At 73.7% G+C, this 21,876-nt stretch carries 6 protein-coding genes; 3 read left to right on the plus strand and 3 right to left on the minus strand.

The annotated features are described in order from the left end of the window. Positions 1 to 166: 166 nt before the first annotated feature. Positions 167 to 3,439, minus strand: a complete 3,273-nt coding sequence (locus tag ABZ267_RS32680; RefSeq protein ID WP_356755462.1) for a BTAD domain-containing putative transcriptional regulator — start codon at positions 3,437 to 3,439, stop codon at positions 167 to 169. A 139-nt stretch (positions 3,440 to 3,578) separates the two neighbouring features. Between ABZ267_RS32680 and ABZ267_RS32685 the strand changes: the two genes are divergently transcribed. Further along, positions 3,579 to 4,166 carry an NAD(P)H-dependent oxidoreductase gene (locus ABZ267_RS32685; RefSeq protein ID WP_356755461.1) on the plus strand — a complete coding sequence of 196 codons (588 nt, stop codon included), beginning with the start codon at positions 3,579 to 3,581 and terminating at the stop codon, positions 4,164 to 4,166. Between the two features lie 95 nt (positions 4,167 to 4,261). Continuing rightward, positions 4,262 to 5,896 (plus strand): MFS transporter, encoded by a 1,635-nt coding sequence (locus ABZ267_RS32690; RefSeq protein WP_356755459.1) that lies wholly within the window; start codon positions 4,262 to 4,264, stop codon positions 5,894 to 5,896. A 271-nt stretch (positions 5,897 to 6,167) separates the two neighbouring features. On the opposite strand, the gene ABZ267_RS32695 is transcribed toward ABZ267_RS32690, so the two are convergent. Together ABZ267_RS32695 and ABZ267_RS32700 are read right to left on the minus strand one after the other, a co-directional pair. Beyond that, positions 6,168 to 7,178, minus strand: coding sequence for a DUF2306 domain-containing protein (locus ABZ267_RS32695; RefSeq protein ID WP_356755457.1), 1,011 nt, complete (start codon positions 7,176 to 7,178; stop codon positions 6,168 to 6,170). A gap of 223 nt (positions 7,179 to 7,401) precedes the next feature. Further along, positions 7,402 to 7,815 (minus strand): DUF4440 domain-containing protein, encoded by a 414-nt coding sequence (locus ABZ267_RS32700; protein ID WP_356755455.1) that lies wholly within the window; start codon positions 7,813 to 7,815, stop codon positions 7,402 to 7,404. Positions 7,816 to 8,113: 298 nt separating this feature from the next. Between ABZ267_RS32700 and ABZ267_RS32705 the strand changes: the two genes are divergently transcribed. After that, the gene (locus ABZ267_RS32705; RefSeq protein ID WP_356899737.1) at positions 8,114 to 21,805 is read left to right on the plus strand and encodes an SDR family NAD(P)-dependent oxidoreductase; all 13,692 of its coding nucleotides are present in this window, start codon (positions 8,114 to 8,116) and stop codon (positions 21,803 to 21,805) included. The last annotated feature ends 71 nt before the right edge of the window (positions 21,806 to 21,876 follow it).

Below are 21,876 nucleotides of genomic sequence, written 5' to 3' on the forward strand. Positions count from 1 at the left end.
GCTCCGGTCGCGGGCGGACACCGCCGGTGCGGCGGGGCCGGTGCCTGCCGATGGGACGTCCCGGAAGCCTCTGCGAGGCCGGAGCGTGTCCCGATCCGCCGGACACACCCTAGGGACGGCCTCTCATCAGCCGGTCACTGAACGGTCTGCGGGACGAGGACGAGGCTCAGCCGTGATCCGCGGCGAGGGCCTGCTCGGGAGTGAGCGCGCGGCCGCGGCGGTACGCGGCCTGGTAGGCGTCCTCGTCGAGGTGGAGCCGTACGGCCGCCGCGATGCGGTCGACGTCACCGCGCTCGGCCTTCGGCAGCGGCATGCCGACCGACGCGCGGGCCGCTTCGGCCGCGCCGAGCAGCAGCGCCGCGTACGCCGGCCGTCCGGCCGGTGCGTGGGCCCCGGCCAGTCCTTCGAGTGCGAGCGCCATGGCGCGGGCGTCGCCGGTGTTACGGGCGGAGGTCCAGCCGTCCAGGTGGAGGCGCAGGGCGCTCTCCGCGTCGCCGCGCTGTTCGGCGATGAAGCCGAGTTCGGCCAGGACCAACGCGCGGCCGGGCTCGAAGGCCATGGTGGACTGCCACTCCAGCGCGTGGAGCATATGGACCTCAGCGGTGTCGAACCGGCCCTCCCGGCGGGCGCCGAGGCCGAGGCCGATCTCGGCGTGGATCTCGCCCGGTTTGAAGCTGTGTTCGGCCGCCAGCCGCATCGCCCGCTGGTGGTACTCGCGCGCCTTCTCGTGGTCGCCGGTGAGCATGGCGGTGCTGCCGAGACCGGTGAGCCGGTCGGCGGCCTCCGGCCAGAGCCCGAGGTCCTCGGCCATCCGCAGCCCCTCCTGGTGGAGTTCGGCCGCGCGCTCGTAGTCGCCGGCCATCTCGGCCAGTGAGGCGAGCGGCTCGACGGTCTGCAACTGGCCCCAGCCGTCGGCCAGTTCGGTGAAGAGTTCGGCGCTGCGGTGGCCGTCGCGCGCCAACCGGTCCAGATCGCCGCGGACATGGGCCTGGTTGGCCCGTACGCTCAGTGCCGCGGCGGTGCCCCAGGTCTCGCCGAGCGCCTGGAACCCTTCCAGTGCCTCCTCGATGAGCTCCTCGCTGGTGGCCTGGTCGCCGACGCCGAAGAGCGCGAAGCCGAAGAACCACTGGGCCCTGGCCCGTTCACGCCGGTCGGTGATGTCACGCGAGAGCTCCTCGGCGACCCGCCGGTAGTGCATCCGCTCGGTGCCTTCGCCGACGAGGACGGCGAACCCGGCCCGCCACGCCCGCGCCTGGGCCCGCAGCGACGCCGCCGTGTCCTGGCCGGACCCGGTGTCGCCGGGCCCGGCCACGGCGAGCGCCGCCTCCAGGGACCGGCCCGCCTCGCGGAGCCGGCCACGCAGGAACCAGTACCAGGTCAGCGCGTTGACCAGGCGCAGCGCCTCCTCGGCTCCGCCGTGCCGGGCCGCGTCCTCCAGGACCCGGCGGATGTTGGCGGTCTCGGCGTCCAGCGCGCGCAGCCGGCGCCGCTGGTCGGGCCCGTGGATGGTCAGAGCGGTGCGCTCGGCCAGCTCGGTGTAGTACCAGCGGTGGCGGCGGTGCACCTCGTCGCTCTCGCCGGCCTCGTCCAGCCGGGCCAGACCGTACTGCGCGACGGATTCCAGGAGCCGGTAGCGCGGCTCGTCGCCGGTGTCGGCCATCACGACCAGCGAGCGGTCCACCAGCCGGGCCAGCAGGTCCAGGACGTCGTCCGCGTCCACGCCCGGTCCGGCGCAGACGGTCTCCGCCGCCTCCAGCGTGCATCCCTCGGCGTGCACGGCGAGGCGGCGCAGGACGGCCCGCTCGGGCGCGCCGAGCAGGTCCCAGCTCCAGTCGATCATCGCGCGCAGGGTCTGCTGGCGCGGCGGTGCGCCGCGGTAGCCGGTGGCGAGGAGGCGGAAGCGGTCGTCGAGCCGGGTGACCAGGCCCCGTACGCCGAGAGCGCGGACGCGGGTGGCGGCCAGTTCGAGAGCGAGCGGGATGCCGTCGAGCCGGCGGCAGATCACCGCCACGTCCCGGGCGTTGGCCGCGTCGAGCGCGAAGCCGGGCGAGGCGGCGGCCGCGCGGGCGACGAAGAGTTCGACGGCGCTGGAGCGTGCCGCGTCCTCGAAACCGGCCTCCAGAGCCGCCTCGGGCACGTCCAGCGGAGGCACGGCCCAGACCACCTCGCCGAGCGCGCCGAACGGTTCCTGGCTGGTGGCCAGGATGCGCAGGCCCGGCGCGCGCTTGAGCAACAGGGCCGCCAGCTCGGCGACGGCGTCGACGATGTGCTCGCAGTTGTCCAGGAGCAGCAGGAGGCTCTTGTTGGCGAGGGCCTCGGCGAGGCTTCCGGCGGGTGAGGAGGGTCCGGGGGCGCCGGGAGTGGCGGTCGCCGCGTCCTCGCGGATGCCGAGCACGGTCATGACGGCCTCCGCCACCGGGTCCACCGCGTTCGCGCTGCCGGTACGGCCGAGCGCGGCCAGCTCGACCAGCCAGGCGCCGTCCGGGAAGCCGTCGGCGAGCTGGGCGGCGGTCTCCAGCGCGAGGCGGGTCTTGCCGACGCCTCCGGAGCCGGTCAGCGTCACATGGCGGGCGGTGGTGAGCAGGCCCTTGACCTCGGCCACCGCGTCGCCGCGGCCCACCAGTTCGGTGAGCGGCGCGGGCAGGTTGGTGGCCGGGCGGCGCGGCGGGACCGGGGCGGCTTGGGTGGTGAGCTGGGTGTCCTGTTCCAGCATCGCCTGGTGGAGGGCGGCGAGTTCGGGGCCGGGGTCCAGGCCGAGTTCGCCGGCGAGCCGGGTCCGCAGCTCCTGGTAGCCGGCGAGCGCCTCACCGGCCCGCCCGGCGGCGTACAGCGCGCGCATGTGGAGGGCGCGGAGCCGCTCCCGCAGCGGATGGCGTACGACGAGTTCGGTCAGCTCGCCCGCCACCTCGAAGTGCTCGCCGAGGTCGATCCGGGCCTCCGCCAGCTCCTCGGCGGCGGAGAGGCGGGCCTCCTCCAGGCGGGTGATGACCGGACGGGCGAAGTCGGCGTCCTCGAAGCCGGAGAACGGCGCGCCGCGCCACAGGCCGAGCGCCTCGGTCAGCAGGGCCGCACGGGCGCGTGGCGTGTCGGCGGCCCTGGCCCGGACCACCAGGGCCTGGAACCGGCCCATGTCGACGCTGCCGGCCTCCGTACCCAGCAGATAGCCGTCGTCGCGCAGGGTCAGCAGCTCGCGGCCGCCCGCCTCCGCGTCGCCGAACACCTTCCGCAGCTGCCAGACCTTGGTCTGCAGAGCGGCGCCGGGGTTGCCGGGCAGCTCGCGCTCGCCCCACACCTCGTCGACGAGCCGGTCGGCCGAGACCGGGTGGCCCTCGTGGGAGAGGAGAGCGGCGAGGAGCGTCCTGGTCTTGACCCCGGGCACGGTGAGCAGGCTGCCGTCCGCCTTCCACACGGCCAGTGGCCCCAGCACCCCGAATCGCATGGGCGCCACCGTAACGCAGCGCCGCAGGGTGTGGGGAGCCGGTCGTGAGCGGGTGGTGAGCCGGTCGTGAGTGCTCCGCCGCACGCTGGGACCTGTCCACCACCGCCGGCGGCAGGCCGGCCCAGCGCAGGAGCGTCCGATGTCCGACAACAGCCGTCTGCGGTTGGCGATCATCATCGGCAGCACGCGCCGGGGCCGCTTCGGTCCGACCGTCGCCCGGTGGTTCACCGGACAGGCTCGGCGGCGCCGGGAACTCGACGTCGATCTGATCGACCTGGCCGAGGCCCGGCTGCCGGACACGCTCGGCGACGAGTGCGAGGAGCTGCCCCGGCCGGTGGCCGCGCTGGCTCCACGGCTCGCGGCGGCGGACGCCTTCGTGGTGGTGACCCCGGAGTACAACCGGAGTTTCCCCGCACCGCTCAAGACGGCCATCGACTGGTACCTCGACGAGTGGAAGGCCAAGCCGGTGGCGTTCCTGTCCTACGGCGGGCCCTCGGGCGGTCTCCACGCGGCCGAGCAGCTGCGCAGCGCCTTCACCGAGGTGCACGCCGTGACCATCCGCGACGGCATCAGCATCCCGAACTACTGGGACGAGTTCGACGCCGACGGCGAGTGGCCGAAGACGTCCACGAGCTTCGCGGCCTCGGTCAAGGCGACGCTCGACCAGCTCATCTGGTGGGCGCGGCTGCTCCACCACGCCCGGGACGTACACCCGTACGAATCCTGAGCCCGCGGGCCTCCACGGCCCCTGCTCTCCCTTACTCCCCTGCCCCGGACCAGCCAGGGCGCGGACGATCGAAACGAACCTTGGAGGGTTCCCCCATGACCACAGAATCCCAGGCCTCCGCGGAGCTGAGGGCCGGGCCACGGGAGTGGCTCGGGCTCTTCGTGCTCACCCTTCCCACGATCCTGCTGGCGCTCGACGCCACCGTGCTGAACCTCGCGGTGCCGTCGATCAGCGCGGACCTCAAGCCCAGCAGCACGCAGCTGCTGTGGAGCGTGGACATCTACGGCTTCATGATCGCCGGCTTCCTGGTGACCATGGGCACGCTCGGTGACCGCATCGGCCGCCGCAAGCTCCTCATGATCGGTGCGCTCGGCTTCGGCATCGCCTCGGTCATCGCGGCGAAGTCCACCAGCCCGGAGATGCTGATCGCGGCGCGCGCGCTGCTCGGTATCACCGGCGCCACGCTGATGCCCTCGACGCTGGCCCTGATCAGCAACATGTTCCAGGACGCGCGGCAGCGCGGTGTCGCCATCAGCGTCTGGGTCACCTGCTTCTCCGTCGGTATCGCCGTGGGCCCGGTCCTCGGTGGTGCGCTGCTGGAGTGGTTCTGGTGGGGCTCGGTCTTCCTGCTCGCCGTCCCGGTGATGGTGGTGCTCCTGATCGTCACGCCGATCCTGCTGCCGGAGTACAAGGACCCGGACGCCGGCCGCCTCGACCTGGCGAGCGTCGTGCTCTCCCTGGTCACCGTGCTGCCGGTGATCTACGGCATCAAGCGGCTGGCCGAGCACGGTCCTGGCGTCGTGGCGATCGGCACGCTCCTGGTCGGTCTGCTCTTCGGTGTGGCCTTCGTCCTGCGTCAGCGCAAGCTGGCCGACCCGCTGCTGGACCTGAGCCTCTTCTCCAACCGCGCCTTCAGCACCGCCCTGCTGGTGCTGACCCTCGGCCTCGGTCTGATGGGCGGGCTCTACCTCTTCATCACGCAGTACCTCCAGCTGGTGGAGGGCCTCACGCCGATGAAGGCGGGCCTGTGGCTGCTGCCGGCGGCCGGCGCGCTGATCATCGCCTCCTCGCTGACGCCCGCCGTCGCCCAGCGCATCCGTCCCGGATACGTCGTCGGCGGCTCGCTGTTCCTGTCGGTGCTCGGATACATCCTGATCAGCCTGGCGGACTCCACCGGCGGGCTGCCGCTGCTGGTGATCGGCTTCGTCCTCATCTACACCGGCATCAGCCCGATGATGGTGCTCGGTACGGACCTGGTCGTCGGCTCGGCGCCGCCGGAGCGGGCCGGTTCGGCCGCGGCCATGTCGGAGACCGGCATGGAGTTCGGTATCGCACTCGGTATCGCCGGTCTCGGCAGTGTCGTCACCGCCGTGTACCGGGAGGACATCGGCGCCGCGCTCTCCTCGGACGTGCCCGCATCGGCGGCGGACACGGCGCGTGACACGCTCGCCGGTGCCGACGCGGTGGCCGGCGAGCTGGGCGGCCCGGCGGGCGCCGAACTGCTGGACGCGGCGCGTGAGGCGTTCACCAACGGCCTGAACCTCGCATCCGGCATCGCGGCCGTCATCGTGGCCGGGCTGGCCGTCGCGGCGATCGTGCTGCTGCGCCACGTGCCGGCGGGCGGGGACACCGAGGAGGAGGCCGCCGGCCCGGACGAGACCGACGGGCCGAACGCGGCCACCGGTACCGCCCTGGCGAACGAGCCCGCGGCCGCGGGCGACAGCCGCTGATCCACCGCACCACCGCGACGACGCGAAGGCCCGGCCGATCCACTCGGCCGGGCCTTCGCGCGTGTGCCGGGGCCGCCTCCCGTACGGCGCACAGGCCGGGGCCTCTCCCGTACGTCGTACACGCGGCCCTCCCCCGTACGGCGCACACCCGAGGACGGGCCTCCGCACACTCCCCCGGAAGCCCGTCCGCACACACGGAACGGCCCCCGTCGAGCGGTCACTCTCCGCTCGGCCAGGGGCCGTTGGTGGAACAGGAGCAGGTACGGGCCGGTCAGCCGGCGGCCGACAGCTCCTGCGGGATCGGGCGGTCGATCGCCATGAGCCACTTGCCGTCCGCGCCGCGCCGCAGCACGTCGGTGCAGGTGCCGCGCAGCTCCTGGCGGACGCCGTCCGGGCCCGGCACCTCCATCTCGTAGTCCACGACGATCAGCTGGACGTCACCGGCCGTGTAGGACTCGCGGAGGGTCGCCTTGAGCGACGGCTTCAGCGCGAGCATCTCCGTGATCTTCGCCTTGCGGGCCGCACCGGTCAGCGGCTCGCCCGACAGGTTCGAGATCGCGTCGTCCCGGTACAGCCGGTCGAAGACCGCTCCGTCGTAGGAGTTGAAGGCGATGAGGAAGACCTCGTTCTGCTGGTCGGGGTCCGCGGTGAGTTCCAGCGCGTTGAGGTCGATTTCGGTGCTCATGGCAGTGCCTCTCTTCTGGGCGGGTGTACCGGTGGGGTCGGTACGCGGGGATGTGCCGGTGGCCGAGGCCTTGCGCCGGGCCGCTCGTGCCCGGTGCTTGGCCCGCACGCCCTTCTCGGTCAGCCACCACTCGGCGATCAGCAGGGTGGTGACCCAGCCGGGCCAGTCGGCGTTGCCGATCAGGGTGTGGAGCCAGATCTCCTGGACGAGCGGGTCGTCGGTCTCCGGCGCCGGCAGGACGGTGGCCTCCAGCACCACGGCGTAGACGCGGTTCAGCGGGATCGCCATGGTGGCGGCGAAGCTGCGGATCATCCAGCGCCGGTGGTCCCCCCACCGGCGCTGCCGCGCCGTGCTCCATCCCGCGACCGTGAAGATCAGCCACAGCACCGAGAGCGTGACGCTGCTCAGCTGCATGGTCAGACCGTTGGGACTGGTGGCGCCGACGACGATGCCGAGCAGTCCGGACGGGATGACCCCGGCGAACACGTACAGCCGTCCGCTGACGCGGTGCACCGCGGGGTGCGCCGCCCGGAGCCAGGGCCAGACCTGGAGACAGCAGGTGACCGTGGCCACCGCTCCGAACAGGATGTGCGTCACCAACAAGGGGTAGTGAAGCGCGAAGTCCCCCGGCTGCGCTACACGGGATCGTGCGGGGTCGAACGTGAGATACCGCGGCAACGAGAGTACGAGGAAGACCACGCACACCGTTGCGAGCGGGACGATCCAGGGGCGCTGCCACCACGGCCTGGTCATGGTCCCGCCGCTTCGGGGCCCGGATGCGGGCCGGTCGGACGGCGTATCGGTGGCTTTCTCCACGAAATCAGCCAGGTATTTCGTTCCGCGGATCGCCGTAGGGCGCGTCGATCGCGTAGCGCCATTCGCCTCTGGAATCGCGGCTCAGAATGTCGGTCGCGAGGCCGCCGAACGACTCGCGATTTCCGTTCTCGCCGTCGACCTCCATCTTCCAGTCGACGCTGAGCAGGGCGGTGTCACCGGTGACGTGCGACTCCCGGATCTTCGCGGTCAACGCGGGCCTCAGCTTGAGGAATTCCGCGAGATTATCCTTGCGCTCCTTCCCCGTCAGCGGCTTTCCGGGCTCCCAGACGGAGACCGCTTCCTCGGAGTAGAGCCGGTTGATGGCTTCGGCATCACCGGTGTTGAAGGTTTGGACGTAGAACGCGAGGTGCTCTTCCACACCGCCGGCGTGCACGATGACATCGGATTTCCCTGACATGGCGCGAACCTCCTGTGGAACCAGATTGCTTGTGGCTTTCCGGACGCATCGGCAGGTAGCCGTGCGAATCCGGACCCAACGTAGCCGCGCCCTCCCCACCGGAAGGTAACAGGCCGCCCACAAGCCCTCATCAGAGCCCGGTTATCGCCGTGTTACCGCTCGCTGATCAGCCGTATTCGGCGCGTTGCTACGTTGACGAACGGTCACCCATTACCTGTTTTCAGCGCGTGTTGAAAAAGCGCAACACGTCTTGGACACCGCCGCAGGTCCGGCGGCGACGAAAGGACGGACGAGTCAGATGGCGAGTGAGCACCGGTCGGTGTCGGCGCACGCGTACAAGGAGCACGACGGGGCGGTGGCGGTCGTCGGGATGGCGTGCCGGCTGCCGGAGGCCGCCACGCCCGCGGAGTTCTGGGAGCTGCTCCGGGACGGCCGCAGCGGTGTCACGGAGGTGCCGCCCGGCCGCTGGGAGACGGGCACGGACCCGGACGGCGACGGTCCGGCGCGGCGCGGCGGGTTCATCGACGGTGTCGGCGACTTCGACGCCTCGTTCTTCGGCATCTCGCCGCGCGAGGCCGCCGTCATGGACCCGCAGCAGCGGCTCGTGCTGGAGCTCACCTGGGAGGCGCTGGAGGACGCCGGGATCGTGCCGGCGACGCTGCGCGGCAGCCGTACGGCGGTGTTCGTCGGAGCGTTGCGCGACGACTACACCAGCCTGGTCTACCAGCAGGGTACGGAGGCGATCACGCAGCACACGATGGCGGGCGTGAACCGTGGCGTCATCGCCAACCGGGTCTCGTACCACCTCGGTCTGCACGGCCCGAGCCTCACCGTGGACTCCGCGCAGTCCTCCTCGCTCGTCGCCGTCCATCTGGCCTGCGAGAGCCTGCGGTCGGGCGAGTCCGCGACCGCGGTGGCGGCCGGTGTGAACCTGAACGTCCTCGCCGAGAACGCGGTCACCGAGGAGCGCTTCGGCGGCCTCTCGCCCGACGGTCTGAGCTACACCTTCGACGCGCGGGCCAACGGCTTCGTCCCGGGTGAGGGCGGCGGTGTCCTCGTCCTGAAGCCGCTGGCCGCCGCTCTCGCCGACGGCGACCGCGTCCACGGCGTGATCCGTGGCACCGCCGTGAACAACGACGGCTCCACCGCCGGTCTGACCGTGCCGAGCGCCGAGGCGCAGGAGCGGGTGCTGCGGGCCGCCTGGCAGAAGGCGTCGCTCGATCCGGCGGAGCTGCAGTACGTGGAGCTGCACGGCACCGGCACGCCGGTCGGCGACCCCGTGGAGGCGGCGGCGCTCGGTGCGGCGCTCGGCTCCGGGCGCGCCGCCGGTGATCCGCTGCTCGTCGGTTCGGCCAAGACCAACGTGGGCCATCTGGAAGGCGCGGCCGGTGTCGTCGGCATGCTCAAGGTGCTGCTCAGCCTGCGCCACCGGAAGCTGCCCGCCAGCCTCAACTTCGAGACGCCCAACCCGCGCATCCCGCTGGACGAGCTGGGCCTCTCCGTCCAGCGCGAGCTGACGCCGTGGCCGCACGAGGACCGCCGACTGGTCGCCGGCATCAGCTCGTTCGGTATGGGCGGTACCAACTGCCATGTCGTCCTGGCCGAGGCTCCCGAAGGAGCCGACGGGCGTGAGCACGGTGCCGCGCCGGCGGGCGAGGCGGCCGCGGCCGGCGTGCTGCCGTGGGTGCTCTCCGGTCGCGACCCGCAGGCGCTGCGCGCGCAGGCCGGCCGGCTGCACGCGTTCCTGGCGGAGGAGGAGCGTACGGCGGCGGAGGTCGGCTGGTCGCTGCTGTCGACGCGCACTCTGTTCCCGCACCGGGCCGTGCTGCTCGGCGCGGACGACGAGGTGCGGGCCGGACTGGAGGCGCTCGCCGCCGGACGGCCCGCGAGCGGGCTCGTGACCGGTTCGGCGCGGCCGGGCGGGCTCGGCGTGCTCTTCACCGGCCAGGGCTCACAACGGGCCGGTATGGGACAGGAGTTGTACGAGGCGTTCCCGGTCTTCGCGCGTGCCTTCGACGAGCTCTGCGGCCATCTGGACCCGCTGCTGGAGCGGCCGTTGAGCGAGGTGATCCGCACCGGCGAGGGCCTGGACCGCACCGGCTGGACGCAGCCCGCTCTCTTCGCGCTGGAGGTGGCGCTGTACCGGCTGGTGGAGTCCTGGGGTGTGCGCGCGGACTTCGTGGCCGGCCACTCCGTCGGCGAGGTGGCCGCGGCCCATGTGGCCGGAGTGCTGTCGGCGGCGGACGCGGCCAAGCTGGTCGTGGCCCGGGGCCGGCTGATGCAGGCGCTGCCGGAAGGCGGCGCGATGGTGGCCGTCGAGGCGTCGGAGGAGGAGCTGCTGGAGTTGCTCGCGCCGCACAGCGACCGGGCCGGGCTCGCCGCGGTGAACGGGCCTCGGGCGGCCGTCGTCTCGGGCGCCGAGGACGCGGTGCTGGCCGTGGCCGCCGAGGCGGCCGAGCGCGGTCTGCGCACCAAGCGGCTGACGGTCTCGCACGCCTTCCACTCGCCGCTCATGGACCCGATGCTGGACGACTTCCGCCGCGTGGTGGAGGACCTCGCCTTCACCGCGCCGAGCATCCCGGTGGTCTCCACCGTGACCGGCGAGGCAGCCGACGGCGAGGCGTGGTGCTCGCCCGGCTACTGGGTGGACCAGGTGCGCCGTCCGGTGCGGTTCATGGAGGCGGTCCGGACGCTGGAGGCCGCCGAGGTCACCACCTTCCTGGAGCTGGGCCCGGACGGCGTCTGCGCCGCCATGGCCGCCGAATCGGTGCTGGACCCGGCGGCGGTCGAGGCGGTCCCGGCGCTGCGCGCGGGCCGGCCGGAACCGCAGGCGCTGCTGGCCGCGCTCGCCTCGGTGTTCGCGCGCGGTGCGGAGGTCGACTGGACGGCGGCGTACGCGGGTTCCGGTGGAGTGCGCACCGACCTGCCGACGTACGCCTTCCAGCGCGAGACGTACTGGCTGCGCACCGCGACCGGTGCTGCGGCCGCGCGCCCGGCTCCGGCACCGGCCTCCGCCGCGCCGGTCGCGGTCCCGGCGGGCGGGCTCGGTGAGCGGCTGGCTGCGCTTCCGGCCGCCGAGCGGCTGCGCGAGGTGACCGAGCTGGTCACCGCGCACACGGCGGCGGTCCTGGAGTACGGGCCGGACGGCACGGTCGATCTCCGGGCGCCCTTCAAGGACCTCGGCTTCGACTCGCTGATGACGGTGGAGCTGCGTAACGCGCTCGCCGCCGCCACCGGGCTGAGCCTGCCCAGCGGCCTCCTCTTCGCCCACCCGACCCCGGCCGCGCTGGCCGGACATCTGCTGGCCGAGCTGACCGGCACCAACGACACCGACGACGGCCGCCGGACGCCGGTGGACGCCGGTGAGCCGATCGCCATCGTGGGCATGGCGTGCCGCTATCCGGGCGGTGCCACCTCGCCGGAGGCGCTGTGGAAGCTGCTGTCCGAAGGCGGCGACGCGATCTCCGGCTTCCCGGAGGACCGCGGCTGGGCCGAGGACCTCTTCGATCCCGAGCTCCGTGAGCCGGGCCGCAGCGCGGTGGACGCGGGCGGCTTCCTGCACGGCGCGGGCGGTTTCGACGCCGGCTTCTTCGGCATCGCGCCGCGCGAGGCGCTGGCCATGGACCCGCAGCAGCGGCTGCTGCTGGAGACCGCGTGGGAGGCCGTGGAAGGTGCGGGCATCGACCCGGCCGCGCTCCAGGGCAGCCGCACCGGCGTGTTCATCGGCGGTACGGCGCTGGAGTACGGCCCGCGTATGCATGACGCTCCGGCAGGCGTCCACGGCCATGTCCTGACCGGCTCCACCGCGAGCGTCATGTCGGGCCGCATCGCCTACCAACTGGGCCTCATCGGCCCCGCCGTCACCGTCGACACGGCCTGCTCGTCGTCCCTGGTCGCCCTGCACATGGCCGTACGGTCGCTCCGCTCCGGGGAGACCGGTCTCGCTCTGGCGGGCGGTGTCACGGTGATGGCCACTCCCGGCATGTTCGTGGAGTTCTCCAAGCAGCAGGGCCTCGCGCCGGACGGGCGGAGCAAGTCGTTCTCCGCTTCGGCGGACGGCACGTCCTGGGCCGAAGGTGTGGGCCTGCTGCTGGTGGAGCGGCTCTCGGACGCGCGCCGCAACGGCCACCAGGTCCTCGCGGTCGTGCGGGGCACCGCGATCAACCAGGACGGCGCCTCCAACGGCCTCACCGCGCCGAGCGGCCTCGCCCAGCAGCGGGTGATCCGTGAGGCGCTCGCCGACGCGGGCCTGTCCGCCGGAGCCGTCGACGCGGTGGAGGCCCACGGCACCGGCACCCGGCTCGGCGACCCGATCGAGGCCGAGGCGCTGCTCGCCACGTACGGCCAGGACCGCGAGAGCGACCCGCTGTACCTCGGCTCACTGAAGTCCAACATCGGCCACACCCAGGCCGCCGCCGGTGTCGGCGGCATCGTGAAGATGGTCCAGGCGATGCGGCACGGCACGCTGCCGAGGACGCTGCACGCCGACGAGCCGACGCCGCACGTCGACTGGTCCTCCGGCGCCGTGGAGCTGCTCACCGAGGAGCGGCAGTGGCCGCGCACCGGGCGGCCGCGCCGGGCCGCCGTCTCGTCGTTCGGGATCAGCGGCACCAACGCGCACGTGGTGCTGGAGGAGGCGGCCGAGGCCGACGTCCCGGCGCCGGCCGTCACGCCCGCTCCGGCCACGCCGGTGCCGTGGGTCGTCTCGGCGCGCGACGAGGCGTCGCTGCGGGCGCAGGCGGCCCGGCTGCACGAGCACATCGCCGCGCGGCCGTCGCTGCCGGTCGCCGACGTCGGCCGCTCGCTGGCCGCCCGTACCGCGTTCGACCGGCGGGCGGTGGTCACCGGCACGGAGACCGCCGACTTCCTGGCGGGCCTCCAGGCGCTGGCGCGCGGTGAGCAGTCGCCGCACCTGGTGGTCGGCGAGGCGGGCCGGACCGGCCGTACGGCCTTCCTCTTCACCGGCCAGGGCGCCCAGTACCCGGGCATGGGCCAGGAGTTGTACGCCGCACACCCGGTCTTCGCGCAGGCGCTGGACGAGGTGGCGGCGGCGCTGGACGGCCATCTGGAACGGCCGCTGCTGGAGGTGATGTTCGCCGCCGACGGGTCCGACGACGCCGCGTCGCTGCACCGTACGACCTACACGCAGCCCGCGCTCTTCGCCGTCGAGGTGGCGCTGTTCCGGCTGCTGGAACACCACGGCCTGGTGCCCGACCGGCTGGCCGGCCACTCGATCGGCGAGCTGGCCGCGGCCCAGGTGGCCGGAGTGCTGTCGCTGTCCGACGCGGCGGCCCTGGTCGCCGCGCGCGGCCGGCTCATGCAGGCGGCCCGTGCCGGCGGCGCGATGATCGCCGTGGAGGCCGACGAGGCCGAGGTGGTACGGAGTCTGGCCGGCCACGACGGCGCGCTCGCCGTCGCCGCGGTGAACGGCCCGGACGCGGTCGTGGTCTCCGGTGACGAGGAGGCCGCCGAGCAGGTCGCGGCCCACTGGCGGGAGCAGGGACGCCGGACACGGCGGCTGCGCGTCAGCCACGCCTTCCACTCGCCGCACATGGACGAGGTCCTGGAGGAGTTCCGCGCGGTCGCCGCCGCGCTGGAGTTCCACGCGCCGGTGATCCCGCTGGTGTCGACGCTGACCGGCGAGCTCGCCACCGCCGAGGAGCTGGCCTCGCCGGACTACTGGGTGCGGCAGATCCGCTCCACCGTGCGGTTCCTGGACGCGGTCCGCACGCTGGAGGCCGACGGCGTCACCCGGTTCGTCGAGGTCGGCCCCGACGCCGTCCTCACGGCGATGGCACAGGCCTCGTTCACCACGGACCACGCCACCGCCGTCCCGCTGCTGCGCGCGGGCCGACCCGAGACCGCCATCCTCGCCACCGGCCTCGCCCGGGCCCACGCGCTCGGCGCCGGACTGGACCTGGACACGTTCTTCACCGGCGCCGCCCGCGCCGACCTGCCCACGTACGCCTTCCAGCACGAGCACTACTGGTTCGTTCCCGAGGAGCGGACCGACGCGGGCGGCCTCGGTCTCACCGCCTCCGAACACCCGCTGCTCGCCGCCTCGGTGGAGCTGGCCGACCGGGACGGCACGATCCTCACCAGCGTGCTCTCGCTGGCCCGGCAGCCGTGGCTGGCCGACCACGGCATCGGTGACGCCGTCCTGGTGCCCGCCACCGCCTTCCTCGAACTGGCCGTGGCAGCGGGCGAGCAGGCCGGAACCGGCCGGGTGGAGGAGCTCACGCTGGAGGCGCCGCTGGTGCTGGCCGAGCGCCGCAGCACCCGCCTCCAGGTCACCATCGGCGCACCCGAAGCCGACGGCAGCCGCTCCTTCGCGGTGCACGCACAGCCCGTGACGGACGACGACGCCCCGGCCCCGTGGACCCGCCACGCCTCCGGCACCTTGACCGCCCCCTCCCCCGCACCCGCTCCCGAGGCCCCGGGCCCCTGGCCGCCCACCGGTGCCGTCGCCGAACCGCTCACCGACGTGTACGAGCGCCTCGCCGGCCTCGGTTACGCGTACGGCCCGGCCTTCCAGGGCTTGCGGAGCCTGTGGCGGCGAGGCGAGGAGCTCTACGCGGAGCTGCGGCTGAGCGACGACCAGCGCGAGGCGGCGAGCGGCTACGCGGTCCATCCGGCGCTGCTCGACGCGGCGCTGCACCCGATGGTGCTGGACGCGGCCCGGGACGGCGACGACGACCGGGAGATCCGGCTGCCGTTCGCCTGGAACGGGACGGCCGTGCACGCCGTGGGCGCGAGCGAGCTGCGGGCCCGGCTGGCCCCGGCCGGAGCCGACGCCTACACGCTGACGCTCACCGATCCCACCGGCGCGCCGGTCGCCACCATCGACCGGATCTCGCTGCGGCCCGTCCCCAAGGACCGGCTCGGCCGGACCGCGAACGCCCGTGCCGAGGCGCTCCACACCGTCTCCTGGCCCGTGGTTCCCGCACCGGCCGAAGCCACGGTGACCCTCGCCGAGGCGGCCGGAGACGTCCTTCCGGATCCTGCGGGCGCCGACGCGGTCGTCGTCAGGTACGGCCCGGTGAGCGGTGACGCGCGCCCGGCCGAGGCGGCGCACGAGGCGGCGGCGCGGGCCCTGCGCATCGCCCGCGACTGGCTGGCCGACGCCCGGTACGCCGAGACCCGCCTGGTGTTCGTGACGCACGACGCCGTGGCCGTGCGCCCCGGTGACCGGCTCACCGGCCTGGCCGCCGCACCGGTGTGGGGCCTGGCCCGGTCGCTCCAGTCCGAGCACCCGGACCGCGTGGTCCTCGTCGACCTCGACGCCTCCGGCACGGAGCTGCTGGCCGCCGCCGTCGCGAGCGGCGAGCCGCAGGTGGCGGTCCGCGAAGGCGCGCTCCATGTGCCGCGGCTGGCCCGTGCGGTGCGCAGCGAGGACACCGCCGGTCCGGACCTCGGGCCCGACGGCACGGTGCTCGTCACCGGCGGCACCGGTGGCCTGGGCGGACTGCTGGCCCGCCATCTGGTGGCCCGGCACGGCGTGCGCCATCTGCTGCTGACCAGCCGCCGTGGCCCGGACACACCGGGCGTCGACGTACTGCGCGCGGAACTCGCGGAGCTGGGCGCCGAGGTCACCGTGGTGGCCGCCGACGCGGCCGACCGCGCGGCGCTCACCGCCGTACTGGACGGCATTCCGGCCGAGCACCCGCTGGGGGCCGTGGTGCACACGGCAGGTGTCCTGGACGACGCCACGGTGGAGTCCCTCACCGACGAGCAGCTCGCCTCGGTGCTGCGGCCGAAGGTGGACGCCGCGTGGAACCTGCACGAGCTGACGCGGGATCACGACCTGGCCGCGTTCGTGCTGTTCTCCTCCGTCTCCGGCATCACCGGCACGGCCGGACAGGCCAACTACGCCGCCGCCAACACCTACTTGGACGCGCTCGCCGCCCATCGGTCCGCCCTGGAGCTGCCGGCGCTCTCGCTGGCCTGGGGCCTGTGGGGCGGCGGAAGCGGCATGGGCACCACGCTGGGCGAGGCGGATCTCGCGCGCTGGGCCCGGTCCGGTATCGCGCCGCTGGCGCCGGACCACGGCCTGGAGCTGTTCGACGCCGCGCTCGCCGGTACGGACGCGCTGGCCGTACCGGTCACGTTCGACACGGCCCGGCTGCGCGCCGCCGCCGGAGCTCCGCCGGCGCTGCTGCGCGGCCTGGTCAGACCCCGTCCCCGTACCGCCGCTGCCGGAGGAACGGGCGAGGGCGCCTCGTCCTGGGCGCAGCGGACGGCGGCGCTCGGCGAGGCGGAGCGGCGTACGGCCGTCCTCGCGCTGGTCCGCTCCACGGTCGCCGCCGTGCTCGGCCATCCGGACCCCGAAGCCGTCGCTCCGGACCGGGCGTTCAAGGAGGCCGGTTTCGACTCGCTCTCCGGTGTGGAGCTGCGCAACCAGCTCTCCGCCGCCACCGGTCTGCGGATCCCCGCGACCGCCGTCTTCGACCACCCGTCGCCCGCCGCGCTCGCCGCGTACGTGGACGACCAGGTCTCCGGCACCCGCGCGGCCGGTCCGGTGGCGGTGCGGGCGGCGGTGGCGGACGAGCCGATCGCGATCGTCGGCATGGCGTGCCGGTTCCCGGGCGGAGTGCGTTCGCCGGAGGAGCTGTGGCGGCTGGTGGCGGACGGGACGGACGCGATCAGCGAGTTCCCGGACAACCGCGGCTGGAACCTGGAGGAGCTGTACAACGCCGACCCGGACGTCATCGGCACGTCGTACGTCCGGCACGGCGGCTTCCTGCACGAGGCGGACCGGTTCGACCCGGCCTTCTTCGGCATGTCGCCGCGTGAGGCCACCGCGACCGATCCGCAGCAGCGGCTCCTGCTGGAGACGGCGTGGGAGACGTTCGAGAACGCCGGTATCACTCCGGCCTCGGTGCGCGGCAGCAACGCCGGAGTCTTCACCGGCGTGATGTACGACGACTACGCCTCGCGCCTGGCGTCGGCACCGGAGGAGTTCGAGGGCTTCCTGCTCGCCGGGAACCTCTCCAGCGTGGTCTCCGGCCGGCTCGCCTACACCTACGGCCTGGAAGGCCCGGCGATCACCGTCGACACCGCCTGCTCCTCGTCGCTGGTGGCGCTGCACCTGGCCGCCAACGCGCTGCGGCAAGGCGAGTGCGACCTGGCGCTGGCCGGTGGCGTGACGGTCATGTCGGGACCGAACACGTTCGTCGAGTTCTCGCGGCAGCGCGGCCTCTCGCCGGACGGCCGGTGCCGCTCCTTCTCGGCGGACGCGGCCGGTACCGGCTGGTCCGAAGGCGTCGGCCTGCTGCTGGTGGAGCGGCTCTCGGACGCCCGGCGCAACGGCCACCGCGTCCTGGCGGTGCTGCGCGGCTCGGCGGTCAACCAGGACGGCGCCTCCAACGGCCTCACCGCGCCCAACGGCCCGTCCCAGGAGCAGGTGATCCGCCAGGCGCTCGCCAACGCGGGCCTCGCCGCCGCCGAGGTGGACGCGGTGGAGGCGCACGGCACCGGCACCACGCTCGGCGACCCGATCGAGGCGCAGGCGCTGCTGGCGACGTACGGCCAGGACCGTCCCGAGGACCGGCCGCTGTACCTGGGTTCGCTGAAGTCCAACATCGGCCACGCGCAGGCGGCCGCCGGGGTCGGCGGTGTCATCAAGATGATCGAGGCGATGCGGCACGGCACGCTGCCGAGGACGCTGCACCTGGACGAGCCGTCGCCGCACGTGGACTGGGAGTCGGGAGCGGTCGCGCTGCTCGCGGAGGAGCGGGAGTGGCCCGCCGAGGACGGGCGGCCGCGCCGGGCCGGCGTCTCGTCGTTCGGCATCAGCGGCACCAACGCGCACGTGATCCTGGAGCAGGGCCCCGAGGACGCTCCGCGTGAGGAGGAGGCGGCCGGGCCGGAGTCGGTCCTGCCGCTGGTGGTCTCCGCACGGGACGAGGCGGCGCTGCGCGACCAGGCCGGCCGGCTGTACGAACACCTCGTACGCCATCCCGGACTGCGCACCGCCGATGTGGGCTTCTCGCTGCTGAGCACGCGTGCGCTGCACGAGCGGTCGGCCGCCGTCGTCGGCGACCGCGAGGAGCTGCTGAGCGGCCTCGAAGCGCTCGCGCACGGCCGTACGGCACCTCCGGTGGTGCGGGCCGCGTCCGGCCGGCGCGGCGGGACGGCGTTCCTGTTCACCGGACAGGGCAGCCAGCGGCTGGGCATGGGCCGGGAGCTGTACGCGAGTTCACCGGTGTTCGCCGAGGCGCTCGACGCGGTCTGCGCTCACCTGGACGGTGAACTGCCCAGGCCGCTCAGGGAGGTTCTCTTCGCCGAGCCGGACTCCGCCGAAGCGGAGCTGCTGGACCGGACCGTCTTCACGCAGGCCGCGCTCTTCGCCGTCGAGACGGCGCTGTTCCGGCTGCTGGAACACCACGGCGCGACGCCGGACTATCTGCTCGGCCACTCCATCGGTGAGGTCACCGCGGCGCATCTCGCGGGCGTCCTGGACCTGGCGGACGCCGGTGTCCTGGTCGCCGCGCGCGGCCGGCTCATGCAGGCGGCGCGTGCCGGAGGCGTGATGGCGGCGGTGCAGGCGAGCGAGGAGGAGATCCTCGCCTCGCTCACCGGCCTCGGTGACACGGTCGCCGTCGCCGGGATCAACGGCCCGGACTCCGTCGTCGTCTCCGGCGACGAGGACGCGGTGGAGGAGATCGCCGCGCACTGGCGCGAACAGGGCCGCAAGACGAAGCGGCTGACGGTCAGCCACGCCTTCCACTCGCCGCACATGGACGAGGTGCTGGAGGAGTTCACCGCGATCGCCTCGGGCCTCACGTTCCACGCTCCGAAGATCCCGGTCGTCTCCAACGTCACCGGAGTGCTCGCCACCGATGAGCAGCTGCGCTCGCCGGAGTACTGGGCCGGGCACATCCGCGCGGCCGTCCGCTTCCACGACGGCATCCGCTTCCTGGAGGACCAGGGCGTCGGCGACTTCGTGGAGGTGGGCCCCGACGGCGTGCTCACCGCCATGGCGCAGGCCTGCCTGACGAAGGAGGCCGCTCTCCTGACCCCGGTGCTGCGCTCCGGCCGGTCCGAGCAGCACACCACCGTCACGGCGCTGGCCCTCCTGGAGCTGCGCGGCGGCGGACTGGACCGGTCGGCCCTCTTCCCGGGCGCAACACGGGTGGAGCTGCCGACGTACGCCTTCCAGCACTCGCGCCACTGGCTGGAGGCTCCTTCGGCGCCCGGCGACGCGGCGGGGCTCGGGCTGGGGGCCACCGGGCATCCGCTGCTCGGTGCGGCGGTGCCGATGGCCGGTCAGGACGGGTTCCTGTTCACCGGCCGGGTCTCCCGCCACACCCATCCGTGGCTCTGGGACCACGCCGTGCACGGTGTCGCGCTGCTGCCGGGAACGGCGTTCGCGGACCTCGCGCTGCGCGCCGGCGAGCACGTCGGCTGCGACGAGGTCGAGGACCTCACGCTCACCGCGCCGCTCGTCCTGCCGGACCGCGAAGGTGTACGGATCCAGGCGGTGCTGGGCGCGGCGGACGACGCCGGCCGCCGCACGCTGGAGGTCTACTCCCGGCCGGGCACGGACGACCTGACGCCGTGGACGCTGCACGCGACCGGCCGGCTGGCGGCTCCGTCCGACCGGCCGGACGAGGTGCCCGAGCTGGGCGCCTGGCCGCCGGCGGGTGCGACGGAGGCCGATCTGGAGGGCGTGTACGAGCGCCTCGCCGGCCACGGATACGCGTACGGGCCCGCTTTCCAGGGGCTGCGCCGGGTCTGGCACACGGAGACGGAGCTGTTCGCGGAGGTGGCGCTGGCGGAGCCGCAGCAGGCGGACGCCGCACGGTTCACCGTGCATCCTGCGCTGCTGGACGCGGCGCTGCACCCGCTGCTGCCAGGGGTCGCGGACACCGGCCGGCCCGCTGTGCTGCCGTTCGCGTGGTCGGGTCTGACCGTACGGGCCACGGGCGCCACGGAGCTGCGGGTGCAGCTCTCGACGACCGGTCCTGAGACCGTCGCGCTGACGGTCACCGACGGCCTGGGCGCGCCGGTGGCCTCGGCCGCCGAGCTGGCGCTGCGGCCGCTGACCGAGGAGGCGCTGCGAGCGGCGGCCGAGGCGCACCGCGAGGGCCTGCTGGAGGTGCGGTGGACGGAGGCCGGTGCGGTACGTGCGGTGGCCGGCGAGCACGCCGTGCTGCTGGGCGAGGCTCCGGACGCCGGATTCGACGCCTTGACCCGCTATCCGGATCTGGCGGCGCTGGTTGCGGCGGTGGAGGCCGGGGCCGATGTCCCGGACCTGGTGCTCACCGTTCCGCAGCCGCTCCAGGACGGCGAGCTGCCGGCCCAGGCCCGTGAGGCGGCCGTACGTCACCTCGAACTGGCCCAGGCCTGGCTGGCCGACGAACAGTTCGCGCAGTCACGTCTCGTGGTCGTCACGCAAGGCGCCATCGCGACCGGACCGGAGGACGTCACCGACCTCACGCACGCCGCTCTCTGGGGCCTCCTGCGCTCCGCCGAGAGCGAGAACCCCGGACGCTTCGGCCTCGTCGACCTCGACGGAGACACCGCGGCCGACACTCCGCTGCTCCTCGCCGCCGCGCTGAGCGAACCGCAGGCGGCGCTGCGCAAGGGCCAGATCCTGGTGCCGAGGTTCGCCCGGGTGAAGCCGGACGCCACTTCCGTACCGGAGCCGCCGCGCTGGGACCACGGCACCATCCTCATCACCGGCGCCACCGGAGCACTCGGCACCCTCCTCGCCCACCACCTCGCCGCCCAAGGAGCCAAACACCTCCTCCTCCTCAGCCGACGCGGCATCAACGCACCCGGCGCCACCGAACTCCGCGACCACCTCCACGCAGCCGGCACCACCACCACCTTCGCCGCCGCCGACGCAGCCGACCACGACGCACTCACCCACGCCATCGACCAACTCCCCACCCAACACCCCCTCACCGCCATCATCCACACCGCCGGAACCGTCGACGACGGCCTCCTCACCAGCCTCACACCCCAACGCCTCCACACCGTCCTGCGCCCCAAGATCGACGCAGCCTGGAACCTCCACCAACTCACCCACCACCACCCCATCCACACCCTCACCCTCTACTCCTCCATCGCCGGACTCCTCGGCACCGCAGGACAAGCCAACTACGCCGCCGGCAACACCTTCCTCGACGCCCTCGCCCACCACCGCACCCACCAAGGACTGCCCACCACCTCACTCGCCTGGGGACTCTGGGACGGCGAACACGGCGGTATGGGCGGCTCGTTGACCGAGGCGGACCTCAAGCGGCTGGCTCGCAGCGGGCTGCGGGCGCTGGCGCCGGAGGAGGGCATGGAACTCTTCGACGCCGCGCCGCTGACCGGCCGGCCGGTCCTGGCCGTCACCGGTCTCGACCTGGAGGCGCTGCGCTCCGGCGGCGAGGAGCCGCCGCTGCTCTTCCGCGGTCTGGTGCGCCGGCCGGCCGTACGCACAACCGCCGCACGCGGCGGCGAGCAGGCCGGGCCGTCGCTGGCCGAGCGGCTGGCCGGACTGCCGGAGCCGGAGCGCGAGCGGCTCCTGGTCGACCTGGTCCGGGCCCGGGTGGCCGAGGTCCTCGGCCACGCCGACCAGGGTGCGGTGGGCGCCGACCGGGCCTTCCAGGAGCTGGGCTTCGACTCGCTCACCGCGGTCGAACTCCGCAACCGGCTCGGCGAGTCCACCGGCCTGCGCCTGCCCACCACCCTCGTCTTCGACCACCCGACCCCGTCGGCGCTCGCGGCCCATCTGCGCGGTCAGCTCGTGGTGGAGGACGCCGGACCGTCCGGCGACGTGCTCGCCGGACTCGACCGGATCGAGGAGCTGCTCCGCACGGCAACACCCGACGGCCCGTCCGACGGGTCCGCGCAGGACCGGATCGGTGACCGGCTGCGGCAGCTGCTGCTGCTCGTCGAGGCCACGGACCGCAACGGCCGGAAGGAGCTCAGCCATGACGATCTCGAATCCGCCTCGGACGAGGACCTGTTCGCCCTCATCGACAACACCGACTGACCGGGCACCGCAGCCGGGGCACTCCGGCATCACCGCACGCCATTCCACGCAACACACTGGGGAGCTGACCG

Source organism: Streptomyces sp. NPDC006174 (genome assembly GCF_040614075.1).
GTDB lineage: Bacteria > Actinomycetota > Actinomycetes > Streptomycetales > Streptomycetaceae > Streptomyces.